This window comes from Fulvivirga imtechensis AK7 (assembly GCF_000331535.1).
Classification (GTDB): Bacteria; Bacteroidota; Bacteroidia; order Cytophagales; family Cyclobacteriaceae; genus Fulvivirga; species Fulvivirga imtechensis.
Genome location: NZ_AMZN01000044.1, coordinates 70,727 through 87,879, shown reverse-complemented (window position 1 = coordinate 87,879; position 17,153 = coordinate 70,727). Strand labels below are relative to the sequence as shown.

The 17,153-nt window shown below is 41.1% G+C and carries 14 protein-coding genes; 12 read left to right on the top strand and 2 right to left on the bottom strand.

The window, feature by feature from the left end:
- Positions 1 to 30 precede the first annotated feature (30 nt).
- Both C900_RS12885 and C900_RS12880 read right to left on the bottom strand, forming a co-directional pair.
- Complete coding sequence (locus tag C900_RS12885; RefSeq protein WP_040496708.1) at positions 31 to 2,385, bottom strand: ABC transporter permease; 2,355 nt, start codon at positions 2,383 to 2,385, stop codon at positions 31 to 33.
- Positions 2,386 to 2,466: 81 nt separating this feature from the next.
- On the bottom strand, positions 2,467 to 2,970 hold the full coding sequence (locus tag C900_RS12880; RefSeq protein ID WP_009580366.1) for a UpxY family transcription antiterminator: 504 nt from the start codon (positions 2,968 to 2,970) through the stop codon (positions 2,467 to 2,469).
- Between the two features lie 828 nt (positions 2,971 to 3,798).
- Between C900_RS12880 and C900_RS12875 the strand changes: the two genes are divergently transcribed.
- Genes C900_RS12875 through C900_RS12820 form a run of 12 tightly spaced genes read left to right on the top strand, consistent with a single transcriptional unit; the run spans position 3,799 to position 17,099 of the window.
- Complete coding sequence (locus tag C900_RS12875) at positions 3,799 to 5,064, top strand: flippase (RefSeq protein ID WP_009580365.1); 1,266 nt, start codon at positions 3,799 to 3,801, stop codon at positions 5,062 to 5,064.
- Between the two features lie 3 nt (positions 5,065 to 5,067).
- Positions 5,068 to 5,919, top strand: coding sequence for a glycosyltransferase (locus C900_RS12870; RefSeq protein ID WP_009580364.1), 852 nt, complete (start codon positions 5,068 to 5,070; stop codon positions 5,917 to 5,919).
- On the top strand, positions 5,916 to 7,130 hold the full coding sequence (locus C900_RS12865) for an O-antigen ligase family protein (protein ID WP_009580363.1): 1,215 nt from the start codon (positions 5,916 to 5,918) through the stop codon (positions 7,128 to 7,130). Before C900_RS12870 ends, C900_RS12865 begins: the two co-directional genes overlap by 4 nt.
- The gene (locus C900_RS12860) at positions 7,123 to 7,827 is read left to right on the top strand and encodes a glycosyltransferase family 2 protein (protein WP_009580362.1); all 705 of its coding nucleotides are present in this window, start codon (positions 7,123 to 7,125) and stop codon (positions 7,825 to 7,827) included. The genes C900_RS12865 and C900_RS12860 overlap by 8 nt, the downstream gene beginning before the upstream one ends.
- Positions 7,824 to 8,648, top strand: a complete 825-nt coding sequence (locus tag C900_RS12855) for a glycosyltransferase family 2 protein (RefSeq protein ID WP_009580361.1) — start codon at positions 7,824 to 7,826, stop codon at positions 8,646 to 8,648. Before C900_RS12860 ends, C900_RS12855 begins: the two co-directional genes overlap by 4 nt.
- Positions 8,635 to 9,951 carry an O-antigen ligase family protein gene (locus C900_RS12850; protein ID WP_040496707.1) on the top strand — a complete coding sequence of 439 codons (1,317 nt, stop codon included), beginning with the start codon at positions 8,635 to 8,637 and terminating at the stop codon, positions 9,949 to 9,951. Before C900_RS12855 ends, C900_RS12850 begins: the two co-directional genes overlap by 14 nt.
- A complete protein-coding gene (locus C900_RS12845; protein ID WP_009580359.1) occupies positions 9,944 to 10,909 on the top strand; it encodes a nucleotidyltransferase domain-containing protein in 966 nt (321 codons plus the stop codon). Before C900_RS12850 ends, C900_RS12845 begins: the two co-directional genes overlap by 8 nt.
- Positions 10,906 to 12,372 (top strand): B12-binding domain-containing radical SAM protein, encoded by a 1,467-nt coding sequence (locus C900_RS12840; protein ID WP_009580358.1) that lies wholly within the window; start codon positions 10,906 to 10,908, stop codon positions 12,370 to 12,372. The genes C900_RS12845 and C900_RS12840 overlap by 4 nt, the downstream gene beginning before the upstream one ends.
- Positions 12,369 to 13,178 (top strand): class I SAM-dependent DNA methyltransferase, encoded by an 810-nt coding sequence (locus C900_RS12835; protein ID WP_009580357.1) that lies wholly within the window; start codon positions 12,369 to 12,371, stop codon positions 13,176 to 13,178. The genes C900_RS12840 and C900_RS12835 overlap by 4 nt, the downstream gene beginning before the upstream one ends.
- Positions 13,175 to 14,575 (top strand): B12-binding domain-containing radical SAM protein, encoded by a 1,401-nt coding sequence (locus C900_RS12830; RefSeq protein ID WP_009580356.1) that lies wholly within the window; start codon positions 13,175 to 13,177, stop codon positions 14,573 to 14,575. Before C900_RS12835 ends, C900_RS12830 begins: the two co-directional genes overlap by 4 nt.
- A complete protein-coding gene (locus tag C900_RS28440; RefSeq protein WP_009580355.1) occupies positions 14,572 to 16,293 on the top strand; it encodes an ATP-binding cassette domain-containing protein in 1,722 nt (573 codons plus the stop codon). Before C900_RS12830 ends, C900_RS28440 begins: the two co-directional genes overlap by 4 nt.
- On the top strand, positions 16,290 to 17,099 hold the full coding sequence (locus C900_RS12820) for a sulfotransferase family protein (RefSeq protein ID WP_009580354.1): 810 nt from the start codon (positions 16,290 to 16,292) through the stop codon (positions 17,097 to 17,099). The genes C900_RS28440 and C900_RS12820 overlap by 4 nt, the downstream gene beginning before the upstream one ends.
- Positions 17,100 to 17,153 lie beyond the last annotated feature (54 nt).

Sequence of the window (17,153 nt, the reverse complement as noted above, 5' to 3'; positions counted from 1 at the left end):
AATTAAATCTCAGAGAAGATTAATTATTGTTTAATTATCTCTCAAAACCTTCACCGGATTAATGTTTGCAGATCTTATGGATTGATACCCTGTTGTAAGTACAGAGATTAGTAGCGCAATTACCGCTGTAAGAAGATAAATATCTATTCCGATATCAATACGGTACGCAAATTTGTCCAGGTAACTATCTACGAGGTAATACGAAACCGGCACTGCTATGATATAGGAGATGAGTACAAGTTTGACAAATCCACCAGACATCAGCAGTGAAATAGAAGTAACTGAAGCACCAAGTACTTTACGTATACCGACTTCCTTACTTCTCTTTTCCGCGACATAGGTGGAAAGTGAGAAAAGGCCCAGGCAAGAGATCAGTATGATTACAATGGTGAACGATTGGATAAGCTTACTGGTCACCTGCTCTCTTCTATATCTACGTTCAAAGTTTTCATCCAGAAAACTGTACTGAAAAGGAAATTCGGAATTGTACGCCTCGAAAACTTGCTGTACGTTGCCTAGAACAGATTGTATGTCGCTAGTAGTTGCTCTGATAAAAACCCTGTCCGTCTGTTGTGGATTCAGTCTTATTATCAACGGTTTAATAGGTGAGTAAAGGGTGGCATTATAAAAATCCTTTATTACACCAACAACTACTCCGTTTTCCTCCCCAAACTGCAAGCTCTCCCCTACGATATCATCAAATCCCATGATTTCTGCAGCCATTTCATTGACTATGAAATTAGAGGAATCAGCAGGAAATTTTCTTGAAAAAGCTCTGCCTTCCTTCAGGGGTATTTTAAATGTTTCAAGAAAATCGTAGTCAGCAGTGATCATACCGAAAATTATTTCCTCATTGGGATTTTTTCCACTCCAATTAACACCAGAAATTCTAGAAGTCACTTCAAGTGGATTTTGTCCTGTGGCAGTTACTGATTTGATCGATGAATTTGCCAACAGTTGTTGTTTTATAGTATTGTAGTTTTGTTTGATTTCCCCTTCTATTGGCACTTGTATTATGTTATTTTTTTCAATACCCAGATCTTTGCTTGTTATATAGTTATTCTGTTTAAAAATTACAAAAGTGCCAACAACCAGAATCACCGAAATGCTGAATTGTATAACCACTAACACTCTTCTTAAACGCTCATTGGACCTGCTTTGAGAAGAATGACCTTTTAATATCTTTACTGGGTTAAATCCCGACAAAATAATTGCCGGGTAAAGTCCGGCCAGCAAAGTCATAATAATCCATAAGCTGAAAACAAGGATCCAGAAATCCGGATTAGTATAATTGATGACCAAAGCAGTTTCCGTAAGTTGATTGAAGTAAGGCAGTAGCCCTACTGCCATAGCATTGGCAATTAAAATGGCAATAAGCACTACAAGTGATGTTTCAAAAAGAAACTGCATCACCAAAAACCCCCTGGTTACCCCCATCACTTTCCTGATGCCCACTTCCTTGGCCCTGCGGATAGCAAGAGCAGTAGATAGATTAATAAAATTAATTCCTGAAATTATGAGCATAAACAATCCTATCGCTCTGATTAAACGGACCTGCTCAATCCTACCACCAGATGGTTTACCATTTTCAAAATCGGATATCAGGTACGCATCACTAAACTTTTGAAGAAAGATCTCATCTTTTGACTCTGGCTGGTACCTCTTGGTAGTGCCCTTTATTTTGTCACTAATCACCTCTGGTGCTATTCCCTCTTTTTGCGTAGCATAAAGTTTGAAACCATAGTTATCCCATGCATGGACCCAGTCATTGTCTTTTACATAATGTTCTAATGGAATAACATAGTCAAACTTTAATGTAGAATTATCAGGAACATCTTTACTAACTCCAGTCACCTCAAAATTCCCGTAGTCCTTGATTTCTATAGTATTCCCTAAACTATTTACAGTTCCAAAAATTTTATTGGACAGCGATTCAGAAATTACAATGGAATACATGCCTTCCAAAGCCGTAGCTGCATCGCCTTTGATCAAATCAAAGGAGAAAACCTGAAAAAAATTCTTGCCAGCATAAAAGCCTTGGTCCTTTACAAGTTTTCCTTCATGTCTAAAAAGCACCTCTTCCTCCCAGAAAACAAGTACAGTCTGATCAATTTCGGGATAATCTGCTTCAAGCGCATCAGCAAGAGGTTTACTCATTACAAAATCACTCTCAAGCCGTCCATCCTCATGATTGACATTCCTCAAGACTCTGTAAAGCCTCTCGTCCTTCTCATGGAATTTGTCAACACTTTTTTCATAGTCTACCCAAACTGAGATGAGAAGAAACGACACAAGCCCCGCTACAAGCCCGATGAGGTTCAAAATGGTATATCCTTTGTTTTTAAGAAAGTTCCTTATAGAAATTAAAAATAGATTCCTGATCATAATATATGAAATAGGTTAGGTTAGTTGGTTTATATTCATTAAATTATCTGAAACATATCTTAAATAATATTATGCTCATTTTCAACAGACTTCGACAAATTGAGCAGGAAGTTCCATTTTAACTGATCGCCTCAGAGCTCTAATACAAATAACAAGTCTGGTTTTTCCGTTTTTTTGAGAAACAATACCTTCTACCCCTTGAAATTTACCCTCTACTATCCTTACTCTGCCTCCTACATTAATGATTTCATTAGACACCTCAACCTCACCGGCTGTGACCTTAATCAAGGAATAAATTAATTCTTCAGAGACTGTAACTGGTCTTCCGTCAAAAGAAACATACTGCACTAGTTCAGGGAGCTTTATTATGTTGAATCTTTTATGAGCATCGGTACGGATAAAAATATAACTAGGAAACAAAGGTACTTCTAATCTTTTTTTTCGATCACTCCATTGTCTCACCACTTTTTGAAGTGGCAGAAAAGTCTCAACCCCCATATTATACAACTTCTTTTGAGCCTTTCTTTCACAATGCGGCAATGTATATGCTATATACCAATTTTCCTTAAGCTTTCTATGTGTCATGCTGCATGATTTATATTACAATCGATAATGTACGCATAGTACATTTCTAATATTCTTAGTAATTTCAGTGTAAGATTAAGTAAGGGCTAAATAACTTGCGAAGTTCTGTTTTGGCCAATAGCTTCGCTACAATAACTCCCAATTCTTAGTTATTCTATTTTATTATTAAGTGTAGGTAGAGGAGCACTTAACAGCCTGAAATTAAGGAACTCTTTATAAAAAAAATACAGAATGGCCTCACCATACATGTAAGTTCAGTAAGTACGGGTCATAAGATCAGGAGATTTGATCTTGTATTTTCATATGTGAATTTTTTCTTACAACCAAGACCATACCATGGTATTATATCCATTCGATTATAGGGTCAGACATGTACAATTAAAGGTAACAGTGAAATCAATTAAGCGTTAACATAAATGATTAACAGCTCTTTATGGTCCCGCTGCAAATGAATTATGGAACTGCCACTTGTCTTTTTTGAAATAGGAGAAAAATTATTAAAGTCCCTCATTCTGTTTAATTTTGCTTTTTCATCGAATCAAAATCATTTACATTTTAAGTTAATTATACATGAGTGCCATTTGTAGAATTTTAAACTTAATAAAGACATTTTTTAGATGTACTCGAGGAATTATATTAAAAAATATTGTTTAAGAAAATTTCATAGCAAGAAGAACCATCCAGGATTAAAACAACTCATATTACTTTTTATCTCCTTGCCCTTACCTGTGTTTTTTGAATAAGGATCCCTTAACAGCCAACCAAACGCCAAATAACTCCGTAGTATTTTCGCTATCTTAATCATCGCCATCAGACTACAGCAAATTAATGCGACAAAAGCGCTCCTTATTCAAAAATTTTAGCTGGCTGGCTACCTCACAAGTGGCTAATGTAGTAATTCCGCTGGTGGCTTACCCATACCTGTTGCGTACCATCGATATTGAAAAATTTGGATTAGTGGTATTTGCACAGGCAGTTGTTACCTATTTTGTATATGTCATCGACTTTGGCTTTTCTATTACCGCTGTTCGTGAAGTGTCTATAAACCGGGACAACCCGGAGAAACTGTCTGCAGTATTTAGCAATCTTTATGTTACTAAGCTCCTGTTGTTACTGGTATGTTTTGGCCTACTCCTCCTGTTGATATTTTCCATTCCCGACTGGAAAGGTGAAAAGTGGCTTTTTATTAGCAGTTTCACTATAGTAGCAGGACAGCTCTTATTGCCGCTATGGTTATTTCAGGGTCTTGAAAAAATGAAGGGTGTCGCTGCCATGAATTTTCTTTCCAAGATAGGCTTTGTACTAATGGTCCTGCTGCTGGTACGCGAAAATAATGATTACAAATGGGTGAATCTCTACCTGGGATCCAGCCAGATAGTAGCCGGACTGGGTGGCATTGCCTATGGTATGTGGAAGTTTTCCGTTCGCTTCTCCTTCCCCTCTTTTTCAGACATCAGAAAACAGATCACTCACAACCAACCTTTATTTGTATCGGTATTTGCCGGATTCGTTGCCAATAATTCAGGACTATTCATTCTTGGTTTGATGGCCGACCCGGTCAGTATCGGGTACTATGGTATTGTTGAAAAAATACTTCTTGCTATACGGGCTCCGGCTATGCTTTTGTATCAAAGCGTTTTTCCGAGAGTCTGCGTGCTTGCAGAGCAATCATTTGAAGTGCTACTATCATTTCTAAAGAAGATCACCAGGCTCATTTTTATCGGCTTTATTCCTCTTGGTATTGGTGTTTTTATGCTGTCTGAAGAAATCGTATGGCTTTTTGCCGGACAGCAATTAGAAACACCTGCCACCTTGTTAAAAATTGTAAGCTTTGCCCCTTTGATGGCGGCTTTGAATATTCCTGCTTGTCATACAATGCTTGCGTATAATTTCAAAAAAGGTTATGCTGCTATAACCATTCTGGGTGCATTATTCAATATCTCTTTTAACATCATATTTATTTCCCTCTTTGCTGCCTATGGAGCGGCTTCCATAGCTCTTGCCACTGAAATGCTCATTACTATGGTACTCTATCTATACCTCGAGATACGTCATAAAAATTTTTCCGTAGTGAGTGTATTCAAACTTGAGTAGGCGATGAACACAAAAATTCAGACCACAGAAAGTGTGTTGGCAACCATCGTGTTGTACAATACGTCTCTTGAGCACTCGGAAACCTTTCAAAGCCTTTCCAAAGCTTTAAAGAGCACAGAAAATCGGGTAGAAATATTGGTTTATGATAATTCACCTTCTATGATGTATGCGGGAGAGATATATGATTCTTGGAATATTCATTATATACATGACGAAATGAATAGTGGCATCAGCAGAGCCTATAACGCTGCCTGCAATTTGGCAAAGAAACTAGGCAAAAAATGGCTCTTCCTATTGGATCAGGATAGCACTTTCCCTGAAAACACCTTTCATACATATGGAGAGGCCATGGAAAGGGGACATACCAGCCTGCTGGCTCCTCAACTGTTTTCTCAAAAAAAATTAATTAGCCCCTTCGGGCCGCAGCCAGGAAAGGGCAAAATATTAAAAAATATTGATCCGGGAATTTATAGCCTGCATAAAGTTATGCCAGTGAATAGTGGTATAATGGTTAGGGTCGAGCATTTTGAAGCTTGTGGTGGATACAATGAGTGTTTTCCGCTCGACTACAGTGATTTTGCTTTTATTGACAGGTACAAGCAAACACACACCTGCTTCGAAGTGCTGCCACTGGTTTGTGAACACCAGTTCTCAGGTTTGAATGCAGGCAGTAAAGCATCTGCTCATGACCGGTTTAACGCATTTTGTCGGACAACACATTTGTATAGGAAAAATGTTGATCCTGCAACTGATGCTATAAAGATAATCTTGAGTCGTGCTTTGCGTCTGACTTTGCACTTCAGATCACCTGATTTTCTTAAAATCGCCCTCCGCAATTTATTAGAATCGAGATGAAGCAGTTTGGTGCTCTACTACTACAGATCATCGTCCTCGAACTCATTCTTGGGGGAGGAGGACGATTTACAGCACTCGGGCCAATATCCCTACGAATGATCTTGTTTGCCAGCGCATTAGCCTACACCTGCTATAGCATTTGGATGGAGAAAAAATTCGTTCTGCCTTACCTCAGACTTGTATTGATATTTTTGCTGGTAATTTTGCTCGCAATGTCTATAGGATTCTTTTCAACTGCTGATCCGCGACTGATCTTTGAAGATATAAAGCCACTCTCCTTCTTTCTTATCCTCCCGTTTTTTGGTCTGACCATAACTGATAAGAGCATTCTGTTAAAAATATCCCGGTTGGTGATTTATGGGGCGTTGGGTATGAGTATCATCTACATATTGTTGCTCGTTCTTATTAACACTGGAGTTATTCCATTCAAGGCTTTTTACAACCTGACCGCACCTACTGAAGAATTTTTTTACCGGGGCGAGCTGGCCTTTTTTTACAAGGGATTCCTCTTTTTATGTATTGGCTTAATAGCTATCTACTTCACTAAGCCAAAATATGCAGGCATAATGGCCTCGGTAATCATATTGGCCATCATCCTTACCTTCACAAGGGGCTTTATTTTTGCACTCTTGCTGGCTGCCTTCTGCTACTTTATCGTGCAACCGGATGCAGTATATATTAAAATTTCGAAGTTGGCCATCATTCTTCTACTAGCGCTGGTAATTGGACTGAAAGGAAACGATCTATACGCAGAGGTCAGTAAGTCCATCCACAAAAGTGAAATAAAAACCAACTTCACGAAAGAGTTCCAGCCGGAAAAACTGCTGGGGAACCGGGATTTCTCCAACAATGAACGAAAAAAGCAGTTCCGTCAGGTTCTGGAACGGACAACCCTCACCTCGCTGTTTTTTGGCCATGGCTTCGGCATAGGCGTACCCGTACGGCCCATCCACATGGAGATCTCGTACCTGGAGATCTTCCACAAGCAAGGTCTGATCGGCCTTCTTTTCTGGGCATTCATTTTCTATTTGCTAACAAAGAAGTACTTCTATAGCAGAAAAAGAACCTCGCTGGCCCATGCCTTTTATTTTGGATCTTTATTTATTTTTTTTCAGTCGTTGACCAACCAATATTTCAACAACCCTATTGGTATGTCTTTCATATTGATATCCCTAGTGGGTTTGGATATAATTCGAAAGAATAATGACTAAAATTTCAGTATGCCTGGCCTCCCATAACGGAGAAAAATATATAAAAGCTCAGATCGACTCTATTCTTCCGCAATTGAATGAGGAAGATGAATTAATTATTTCAGATGATGGCTCTACGGACACAACCATTTCGATCATTCATTCGTACCGTGACAAACGCATAAAATTGACCACCTGTGATGTCAGGGATAATGCGATCAAAAACTTTGAAAATGCATTAACCCGTTGCAGCGGAGAGGTCATATTTCTGGCAGACCAGGATGATCTATGGGCGCCAAATAAGATTGAAACAATGCTAAAAGCTTTAAAAACATATGACATAGTGCTAAGCGACTGCTGCGTGGTGAACGAAAACCTAGAGCTATTATGTCCTTCTTTATTTGGGATCAATAAAACAAGAACGGGTTTCTGGAAAAATTTATGGAAAAACGGTTATGTGGGCTGTTGTATGGCCTTCCACCGAAAGATATTAAACAAGGCTCTCCCATTTCCGGCTCATATACCCATGCATGATCAGTGGATAGGCCTGGTGGGAGAACTTTTCTACAAGCCTGTGGCCATTAAAGATCCGCTGACTATGTACAGAAGACACGAAAAAAGCACTACAAAAACAGGTGATAAAAGCCATTTCAGCCTGATCTCTAAGATACGGTTTCGCATCAACCTAATAAAAAACCTAATCCGATTGTATGTATGAATCTGACAGCCTCTATAGTAGTTTACAAAAACAATCTTAACATTCTGGATAAGGCCATCAAAAGTTGCCTGCAAAGCTATCCGGCCCTTCACCTATACATTATTGATAATTCACCGGAGGATGATGCACGGGTGTTGTGTGCGGACTCCAGGATCTCCTATATCTTCAATGGAAAAAACCTGGGTTTTGGCCCCGGACATAATATTGCGCTACGAAAGGTACTACATCAATCAAAATACCATATAGTAGTTAATCCTGATGTTTATTTTGACGAAGGAGTGATACCACAGATGTTTGAGTTTATGGAGAAGAATCCTGATGCCGGTTTGTCCATGCCCAAGGTACTTTATCCGGATGGCGCTCTCCAGCATTTATGCAAGCTGCTGCCCAAACCTCATAACCTGATCTACAGACGATTTTTGAAATTCTATAAAGCTTTTGAAAAATATGATCACCTCTATGAAATGAGGTTTACAGGCTATAATAAGGTAATGGACGTACCTTTTCTTTCAGGCTGTTTTATGTTCCTGCGTACCGAAGCGCTTAAAAAAAGCGGGCTTTTCGATGAAAATATTTTCCTCTACACTGAGGATATTGACTTAAGCCGAAGAATCCATAAGTACCACCGCACCATGTTTTACCCGGAGGTAAGCATCTACCACTACCATGAGAAAGGCTCTTATAAAAAATTGAACCTGCTGCTTTATAACATCGGCAGCGCTATCAATTATTTTAATAAATGGGGCTGGTTTCATGACAGGGAGAGAGACGAGATCAACAAACAAATTTTATCCAGCTATGTGATCAATGATGGAGCGTAAGCAAATACATAGCAAAGCCTTTTTGATCTTTACCGTGCTAGCGGTGGTTACACTGCCATATTCAATAAAATGGTGTAGTGCAGCCATAGCCCTATTAACCTTCAATTGGCTGCTGGAAGGTGATTTTAACCATAAATGGCAGCAAATAAAGAAAAATCGCCTCATCTGGCTATTCTCTGTCTTGTATATCCTGCATGTTTTGGGTTTGCTATTCACACAAGATACCGCTAATGGTTTGTTCAACCTTGAGAAAAAGTTGTCTCTCTTTATCTTTCCAGTGGTTTTGGGAACGTCCCGGGTACTATCAGATAAAGAGATAAAAATCATTTTAGACGCCTTTATTCTGACATGCTTCGGAGCTGTTTTGATCAGCATATCATATGCATTATTTGGCCCCAAACCGACTGATCCGGTACATCTGAATTTTGACTATTTAAACCAGGAGAAATTCCTTAATGCCTTTTCCGGCCCAACCGAAACATGGAGTATGATATCTTATATCGGCTTAGGAACGATTATTCAACTGCACCCCACTTACTTCTCTCTTTATATCGCTTTTTCCATTTCGCTACTTGCCTTTCGGCATTACGGTACCTTCCAATATCATTCTATATTTAAAAAGGTACTACTCATTATAATGCTACTGTGCCTTATAACCACCCTTATATTTCTATCATCCAGAATTATGCTTTTGTCATTTTTGATGCTGGTATTTTTTGTCAGCGGATTTCTGATCATCAGACCTGGAAGTCATTTTAAGGGTGTGGTATTTTCAATTGCCATTGTGCTCTTTGTCGTTTTAATGATCTTCATTAATCCTGTTACACATTTCAGGTTTATTCAGGAACCTCTTAATACAGGTTTCAGCTATCCCGAAACCGCTACCGGCTGGAACTCATGGAATCTACGGGTGTTGGAATGGCGGTCTTCCTGGAATATCGTCAGGGAGAACTGGCTGGTTGGAGTAGGCACAGGTGATGTTAGCGCTGCTCTTGACAAGGAGTACGACACAGTAGATCTACATATATTTGACATGAGGCTCAATGCTCACAATCAATATTTACAAACTGCACTCGCGCTGGGTCTGATAGGTGCTTCTATACTTGTTCTTACTTTCATCAAACCTGCTTATGCAGCATTCAAAGAGCAGGCGGGGCTTTACCTGACCTTTATATTTCTTATTGCTATGTGTTGTCTTACCGAATCAATGCTGGAGACACAAAAGGGAGTAGTGTTTTACAGTTTTTTCAATTCCCTGCTGATTTTTCAGGTTTATCACCAAAAATTCAAAAAGTATGCTTAATACCGTAGAAGAACAAACTATCCCAAAAAATGCTACCCTGGCTGTTGGCGTCATAAAAACGCTGCTGTATTTTGACATTTTCAATTATCCTCTTACTAAGGAAGAGCTGCTATTTTTTAATCCATCAAAATACATGTCTTCAAGTGCCGACACTGAGCTTATACTTTCGCATCTACTTAGTCAGAAACTGATATACAAATTCGGACAGTTCTATGCCGTTCAAAACGAGCCCGCCCATATTGCCCGCAGGCTGGCAGGTAACAATCTTGCGGTTCAGAAGCTAAAAACAGCACGAAAGTTCTCCAGGTTCATCTCGTGGTTTCCCTACGTCAGGGCGGTGATGCTATCAGGGTCGATATCAAAAGGATATATGGATAAAAGTAGTGATATCGACTTTTTTATTGTAACTGCACCAGGCCGATTATGGATCACAAGAACGCTACTGGTGTTATTCAAACGCATATTTTTACTCAACTCACACAAAAACTTCTGTGTCAACTATTTTATCGACTACAATAACCTGGAGATTGAGGAAAAGAATTTGTTCACTGCTATCGAGTCTATCACGCTGATCCCGACCTATGGTGAAAAGCTTTACTGGGATTTTTGGACAGCCAATGCATGGGCGCTACAATATTTCCCGAATTCAGCCCCACGAGATACCGAGACCATTAAAAGCGGGACCAGCCTGATCAAAAAAATTGGTGAACGGCTACTCAACAATGGTTTGGGCAATCGACTTGATCAGTACTTTATGGACTTGACTTTGAAGCGCTGGAAGTCTCTATTTGCCACGGAGTACTCAAAAAAGGATTTTGAGGTAGCCTTCAAGACAAAAAAATATGCCTCCAAAAACCACCCCAGGTTTTATCAGAAGAAGATATTGGATGCCTATCAAGATAAGATAGTACAGTTTGAGAAAAATTTTAACGTGACATTAAACACAACTGCGGGATGAAGAAGGTGCTTTTTTCACATTCCTTTTTTTACAAGCTTGACGAGAAGCAGTGGAAGTTCAAACAACCCTATCCACCTCTGGGTACCTTGTTTGCAGCTTCACTCGTTCGGGAAAATGACTATGCTGTTTCCCTTTTTGACACCAATCTCAAAGATTCTCCGGATGAACTACTCGAAATACTTGAAAGAGAGGTTCCCGACTACCTGGTAATTTACGATGATGGCTTTAATTATCTCACTAAAATGTGCCTCACCACCATGCGTGACGCAGCATTTTGTATGATAGAAATAGCTAAAGGTTTTGGCTGTAAAATTATTGTCTCAAGTTCGGATGCCTCTGATCACTACGAAGAATATTTGAATTACGGAGCCGACTTCGTTATCATAGGAGAGGCCGAAATGACGTTGTTGGAACTGCTGAATGAGCTTGAAAAACAAAATCCTTCTGTAGAAGGCGTGCCAGGCCTGGCTTACGAAATACACGGGAAAACACATGTGTCGGGTACCAGGCATGTACTTCGAGACCTCGACACCTTGCCATTACCCGCCTGGGACCTGGTCAATATCGATGAATACCGGAATTTATGGATCAAGTATCATGGCTACTTTTCTCTAAATATAGCCACCACGCGCGGATGCCCTTTCAAATGTAACTGGTGTGCTAAGCCCATCTATGGCAACAGGTACAACAGCCGGTCTTCCGAAAAAGTAGTGGAAGAAATCGAGCTGCTCATGAGTAAGTATAAGCCTGATCATTTCTGGGTGTGCGATGATATCTTTGGCCTGAAGCCGGGTTGGGTACAAGCATTTGATAAAATTCTGAAGGAGAGAAAGCTTAAAATAAAATACAAGATCCAGTCTCGTGTAGACCTGCTATTGCAGGAAGACACCATCGATGCTTTGGCAAGCTCAGGCCTGGAAACAGTATGGGTAGGTGCCGAATCCGGATCACAAAAAATACTTGATGCCATGGATAAGGGTACTACCGTGGAACAGATCCGGGAAGCTACGGATCTGCTAAAAAGAAAAGGAGTAAAGGTCGCATTCTTCCTGCAGTTTGGCTACCTGGGAGAAACGAAAGACGATATTCGGAAGACAAAAAAAATGGTACTTGAACTTATGCCTGATGAAATTGGTATTTCCGTATCATATCCTCTGCCCGGCACTAAATTCTACGACCAGGTAAAGCTGCAACTACAGGACAAAGCCAACTGGACGGACTCCGATGACCTGGATGCCATGTTTGCCAACGCTCAGGATCGTGATTTTTACAGAAGACTTCCGCGCTATATCCATAAGGTATACCGAAGGAAAAGGGGTATGCTGGCATTAAAAACATGGATAAAAAACCCTATGAAGCTCAACTACAGAGGGATACGATCCATGCTGGCCATGTTATATTATATACCTTCTATTCTGGTCGACAAATTCAGACTCCGTAAATATGATTCTTTTCCCGGATGACACCTGCCTTCGACCATATTGCCTTCAACTATGACCAGGAGTTCACTCATTCTTCCATTGGCGCGTTGCAACGTCAAAAAGTCTGGGACTACCTGGATGAAAACCTTCCTGAAGGACCTCTTTCTATTCTTGAGCTGAACTGCGGCACCGGGGAAGATGCCATACACCTGGCAGGGAAAGGACATTATGTTTTGGCTACTGATATCTCCGAAGAGATGATAAAAGTAGCCGCCTCGAAGACAACCAGGATGGGGCTGGAAGAGAATGTTTCGTTTCTTCCATGCGATCTCAATAAACTCGAAGAGGCAGACCTGCGAAATAACAGCTTCAACCTCATATTCTCCGACTTTGGTGGCCTGAATTGCCTTGATACCATTGCGCTTAAAAAACTAGGTAAGATCGTCTCCAGACTCCTGAAACCCGGTGGACATTTTATAGGCGTTATCATGCCGGACTTCTGTGTGTGGGAAAGCTGCTATTTTCTTAGCAAGTTGAGCGGAAAAAAAGCCTTTAGAAGAGCCAAGAACGGCCCTCTTATAGTAAATATCCATGGACAGGATGTTGAAACCTGGTATTATTCGCCCAAACGTATTGAAGCCCTCTTTGCTGATGATTTCCAACTTACGTATTTGAAACCAATCGGCTTTTTTCTCCCACCATCCTATCTGGAAGTATTTTTCAAAAAGCGACAGGGCCTGTTGAACAGGTTGGATGCATTGGAGGAGAAAATCAAGGGGCATAGGTTTGCCGCCCGGTATGCCGACCACTTTCTTATAGACCTGGAACTAAAAAATAACGACAAGTGAAGGTATTACTGACACACGGCTATTTCCTGAAGGAGGATGAAAAGGAGCAGGCGATACAGCGCCCCTACCCTCCGCTGGGTATCTTATACGTCTCTGCCTACCTGGAACAGCACGGCATAAGTACCGCAGTATTTGACTCGACATTCTCAGAAAAGGCACTTCTAAAAAAGCACCTGTTGGATATCAAACCTAAATACCTCGCTATTTACGTCAACCTGATGACCAAGGTCAACGTGCTCAGCATCATTGACTTTGTCAAAACAAGTGACCACCTCTACGATACCACAATTATCCTGGGAGGACCAGAAGTCACCTACAACACCCGCGGATTCCTGGATCATGGCGCTGATTTTTTGGTGATAGGTGAAGGTGAAGAAACGATGCTCGAGCTTATCACAGCACTTGAAAACGATGCTACTGACACTATTCCTGAAATTAACGGTCTTGCCTATAAGGACCTTAACGGTAAGCACTGCCAAACCGGAGAACGAACGAAAATCAAAGACATCAACCAGCTCCCAATGCCTAACCGCAAGGCCATTGACCTGTTCAAATACCTCAACCTCTGGAAAAAAGTGCATGGGTCTAACGCCATTTCTGTGAGCACCATGCGTGGATGCCCCTACACGTGCAAATGGTGCAGCCGCGCGGTATACGGCCTCAGCTACCGAAGAAGGTCTCCGGAAAAAGTAGTGGAAGAGCTGGAATGGTTGAAAGAGGAGTACAATCCCGATACTTTTTGGTTTGTAGATGATGTTTTTACCATCAACCACCGGTGGCTGGCCGGCTTCAATGACGCATTGAAGAAGAAAAATCTAAAAATTTCTTATGAGTGTATCACCCGGGCTGACAGGATGAACGAAGAGGTGATAAAGATGATGAAGGAGTCCGGGTGCTTCCGGGTATGGATTGGCGCTGAAAGTGGTTCACAAAAGATCATTGACCTGATGGACCGGAGAGTGAAAGTAGATATGGTCCGGGAGATGATAACATTAGCAAAGAGCTCGGGAATAGAAACGGGGACATTTATCATGCTTGGCTACCCGGGTGAAACCGAAAAAGACATTGAAGAGACGATCCACCATCTCAAAACTTCTAACCCGGACCACTTTACGATCACTATTGCCTACCCGATCCGGGGCACAGACCTCTATCAGGAAGTAGAAAGCCTACATACTAAAAAACTGAACTGGGCATTCAGCTCAGACCGTGATATCGACTTCAAAAGGACATATTCAAGAAGTTATTATGACCACGCCTTGAGACGCGTGATCAACGAGGTCAATTATTACAAAAATAAGAGTAATGTCAAAGCTGCCGCAGCATTTAAAGCCAAGTCATTGGTTTCGAAGCTGGGCATGCAGTGGGAAAAAATAAAGCAGCCTAAAACCTCATGAAAAGGTTGATCTACGATATCGAACAAATATTTGCCATCATCCCCGAACGGTTTCGCAAAAAGATCAGATTTTCGCTATTCTATAGTCTGCTCAACGGACTGCTGGATATTGTTTCATTGGCTATGCTTATTCCGGTGATCCTCATCTTTCTGGACCCCACACAGGTAAGGTCAAATAGCACGATCTTCTCCGTTTATGATATTCTGGGCTTTGCCAGTGCCCGCTCATTTCAGGTGGCCATGCTTACCGGTCTTGCCGTACTTTTTATTGCAAAAAATATTATCAGCGTCAGGATACATCACCACCTGTCAAAAACAGTTTTTTCCATCGCCAGCGACCTTTCTGAAAATGCGCTTAACGCCTTCTTCAAAACATCATATCTAGAGTTTGTAAAAAGTAATTCGGCCCTGATCAGCAGAAAGATAAAGACCATACCACATGATTTTGCGAGTTATATTCTCATACCACTTATCAACATGGTCTCTGAGATGGTTATCGCTGGTATTATCATCCTCGTAATCACGCTCTATAACCCTGTTATTTCACTGCTCCTGGTCAGTTTCATGATCCCGGTGCTGTTGGTATTCAGATGGTTTAAAAGAAAGCACATCGACAACATAGAACAGGATTTCAGAGATAAATATCCGAAGAGCCTGAAATACCTTCTACAGGGTGTGGATAGCTATATCGATGTGAAATTGTATCAAAAAGAAGATTTTTTCACCGGGAAATTCATCACGCTCAAGAAAGATATGAATGAAAACTATGCCTGGCTAAAAACAACGTCTTTTTTGCCTGCAAAGGTACTGGAGGTGGTATTAGTTCTTGGTATTGCCCTCATTTTCGCATACAGTTTGCTTTTTCCTTCCAATATTGACCTCATTCCGTTATTAAGCCTGTTCATTGCAGGTTTTTACAGACTCTACCCCTCTATCACCCGGATTCTAAATGCCATAACCAGTCTGAATGCCTACCGATATGTGCTTGATGAAGTAAAAGATGCCGAAATTCAATACCAGCCAAAGCAGGAAATTGATTTTTATGATAAAATAGTTTTTGATCGTGTCACTTTTTTTTATCCTGAAAAAGACGCTGTATTAAAAGAAATTTGCTTTGAGATCGCCAAAGGGCAGTGTGTCGGCATCTGTGGCCAATCCGGGTCTGGTAAAACCACACTGATGAAGCTCCTGCTGGGATTAATAACACCTACAAGTGGCTCTATAACCGTTGACGGTATTGCACTTTCAGAGGACAATACGTGGTTGGCCCGTGTCGGATATCTGCAACAGCAGCCTGTGATCATAGATGCCACCCTTGAGGAAAATATTGCCTTTGGAGAAATGAACATTGACATAGAAAAGCTGACAAAGGTGGTAAAGCAAGCCAACCTCACTTCATTTATCAAAGAATTGCCAACAGGGCTACGAACGTCTCTCGGTGAGAATGGCCTTCAGGTATCCGGGGGTCAGCGACAGCGTATTGCCCTGGCGAGAGCATTGTACAGGGATGCGGAAGTTCTGATTTTTGATGAGGTTTCCAACAACCTGGATCAAACCAACCTGCTTGAGATCGGGTCATCTATCTCCTATTTAATAGCCTCAGGGAAAACGGTGATCCTCATTGATCACGACCCTATTTTACTGAACCTGGCAGACAGGGTGTTGGAGGTATTTGAAGGCGCTGTACATGAATCGGAAAGGTCGACTCCACTGTTATGACCAGGCTGATACAAAAATCGGTGAATGTGAGCAAACGGATCTTCTTCCGAATGGAAAAATGGCTTTACTACAACGGCTGGCTCGAGCCATCGCGCCTGGTATTGCCCGACTTTCTTTGTATCGGCTCACAAAAAGCCGGCACCACATGGCTCTATGAAAACCTGCGTCAGCATCCGGATCTTTTTCTCCCGGACAGGAAGGAACTTAACTATTTCAGCAGTAAATACCGCTTTTTTGGCATGCCTTTAAGCGCTTACAGCCATTATTTTCAAGAAGCCAAAGGTATGAAGGGGGAAATAACACCCTATGAGAACTTACCTGTGAGGAGGATCCGCTTTATAAAAAAGATCATTCCTTCTTTGAAGCTGATCCTCATTATTCGCAACCCTGTTGACCGCATGTGGGCCTCGGTGCTGATGTACCTGGTGAGTGCACAGAAAAAGCAGTTTGAAGATATCAGTGACAAAGAGTTTACGCGAATGTTTCATGAGCCGGACCTTTTTTCCAGGGGTGATTACCCTGCCATTCTCAAGAACTGGCGTAGTGTATTTCCCGAAAACCAGTTGCACATCTGCTTTTATGACGACCTGGTAAGTCATCCAAAGCAATTCCTGAGAGATATATTTGTATTTCTGGAAGTGTCAACGGAGCCAGGCTGGAGTCAGTTTCCTGTTGAAAATGTATTCAATAAGAGCCCTGAATACCCCTGCCCCCAACACCTCAGGAATTACTTAAAAAATATGTACTACGACAGTCTGAAAAAGCTTTCTCAAGAATTTCCGCATCAAACGGAAAAGTATTCGTAGAAAAAAATGCAAATCAATAAAAACCGGAAAGTTCTCCAATTATTTATCCTCACC

Coding starts and splice junctions, on each gene's coding strand:
- C900_RS12885 (WP_040496708.1), bottom strand. CDS start 2,385: ATGATCAGGAATCTATTTTTAATTTCTATAAGGAACTTTCTTAAAAAC.
- C900_RS12880 (WP_009580366.1), bottom strand. CDS start 2,970: ATGACACATAGAAAGCTTAAGGAAAATTGGTATATAGCATATACATTG.
- C900_RS12875 (WP_009580365.1), top strand. CDS start 3,799: ATGCGACAAAAGCGCTCCTTATTCAAAAATTTTAGCTGGCTGGCTACC.
- C900_RS12870 (WP_009580364.1), top strand. CDS start 5,068: ATGAACACAAAAATTCAGACCACAGAAAGTGTGTTGGCAACCATCGTG.
- C900_RS12865 (WP_009580363.1), top strand. CDS start 5,916: ATGAAGCAGTTTGGTGCTCTACTACTACAGATCATCGTCCTCGAACTC.
- C900_RS12860 (WP_009580362.1), top strand. CDS start 7,123: ATGACTAAAATTTCAGTATGCCTGGCCTCCCATAACGGAGAAAAATAT.
- C900_RS12855 (WP_009580361.1), top strand. CDS start 7,824: ATGAATCTGACAGCCTCTATAGTAGTTTACAAAAACAATCTTAACATT.
- C900_RS12850 (WP_040496707.1), top strand. CDS start 8,635: ATGATGGAGCGTAAGCAAATACATAGCAAAGCCTTTTTGATCTTTACC.
- C900_RS12845 (WP_009580359.1), top strand. CDS start 9,944: ATGCTTAATACCGTAGAAGAACAAACTATCCCAAAAAATGCTACCCTG.
- C900_RS12840 (WP_009580358.1), top strand. CDS start 10,906: ATGAAGAAGGTGCTTTTTTCACATTCCTTTTTTTACAAGCTTGACGAG.
- C900_RS12835 (WP_009580357.1), top strand. CDS start 12,369: ATGACACCTGCCTTCGACCATATTGCCTTCAACTATGACCAGGAGTTC.
- C900_RS28440 (WP_009580355.1), top strand. CDS start 14,572: ATGAAAAGGTTGATCTACGATATCGAACAAATATTTGCCATCATCCCC.
- C900_RS12820 (WP_009580354.1), top strand. CDS start 16,290: ATGACCAGGCTGATACAAAAATCGGTGAATGTGAGCAAACGGATCTTC.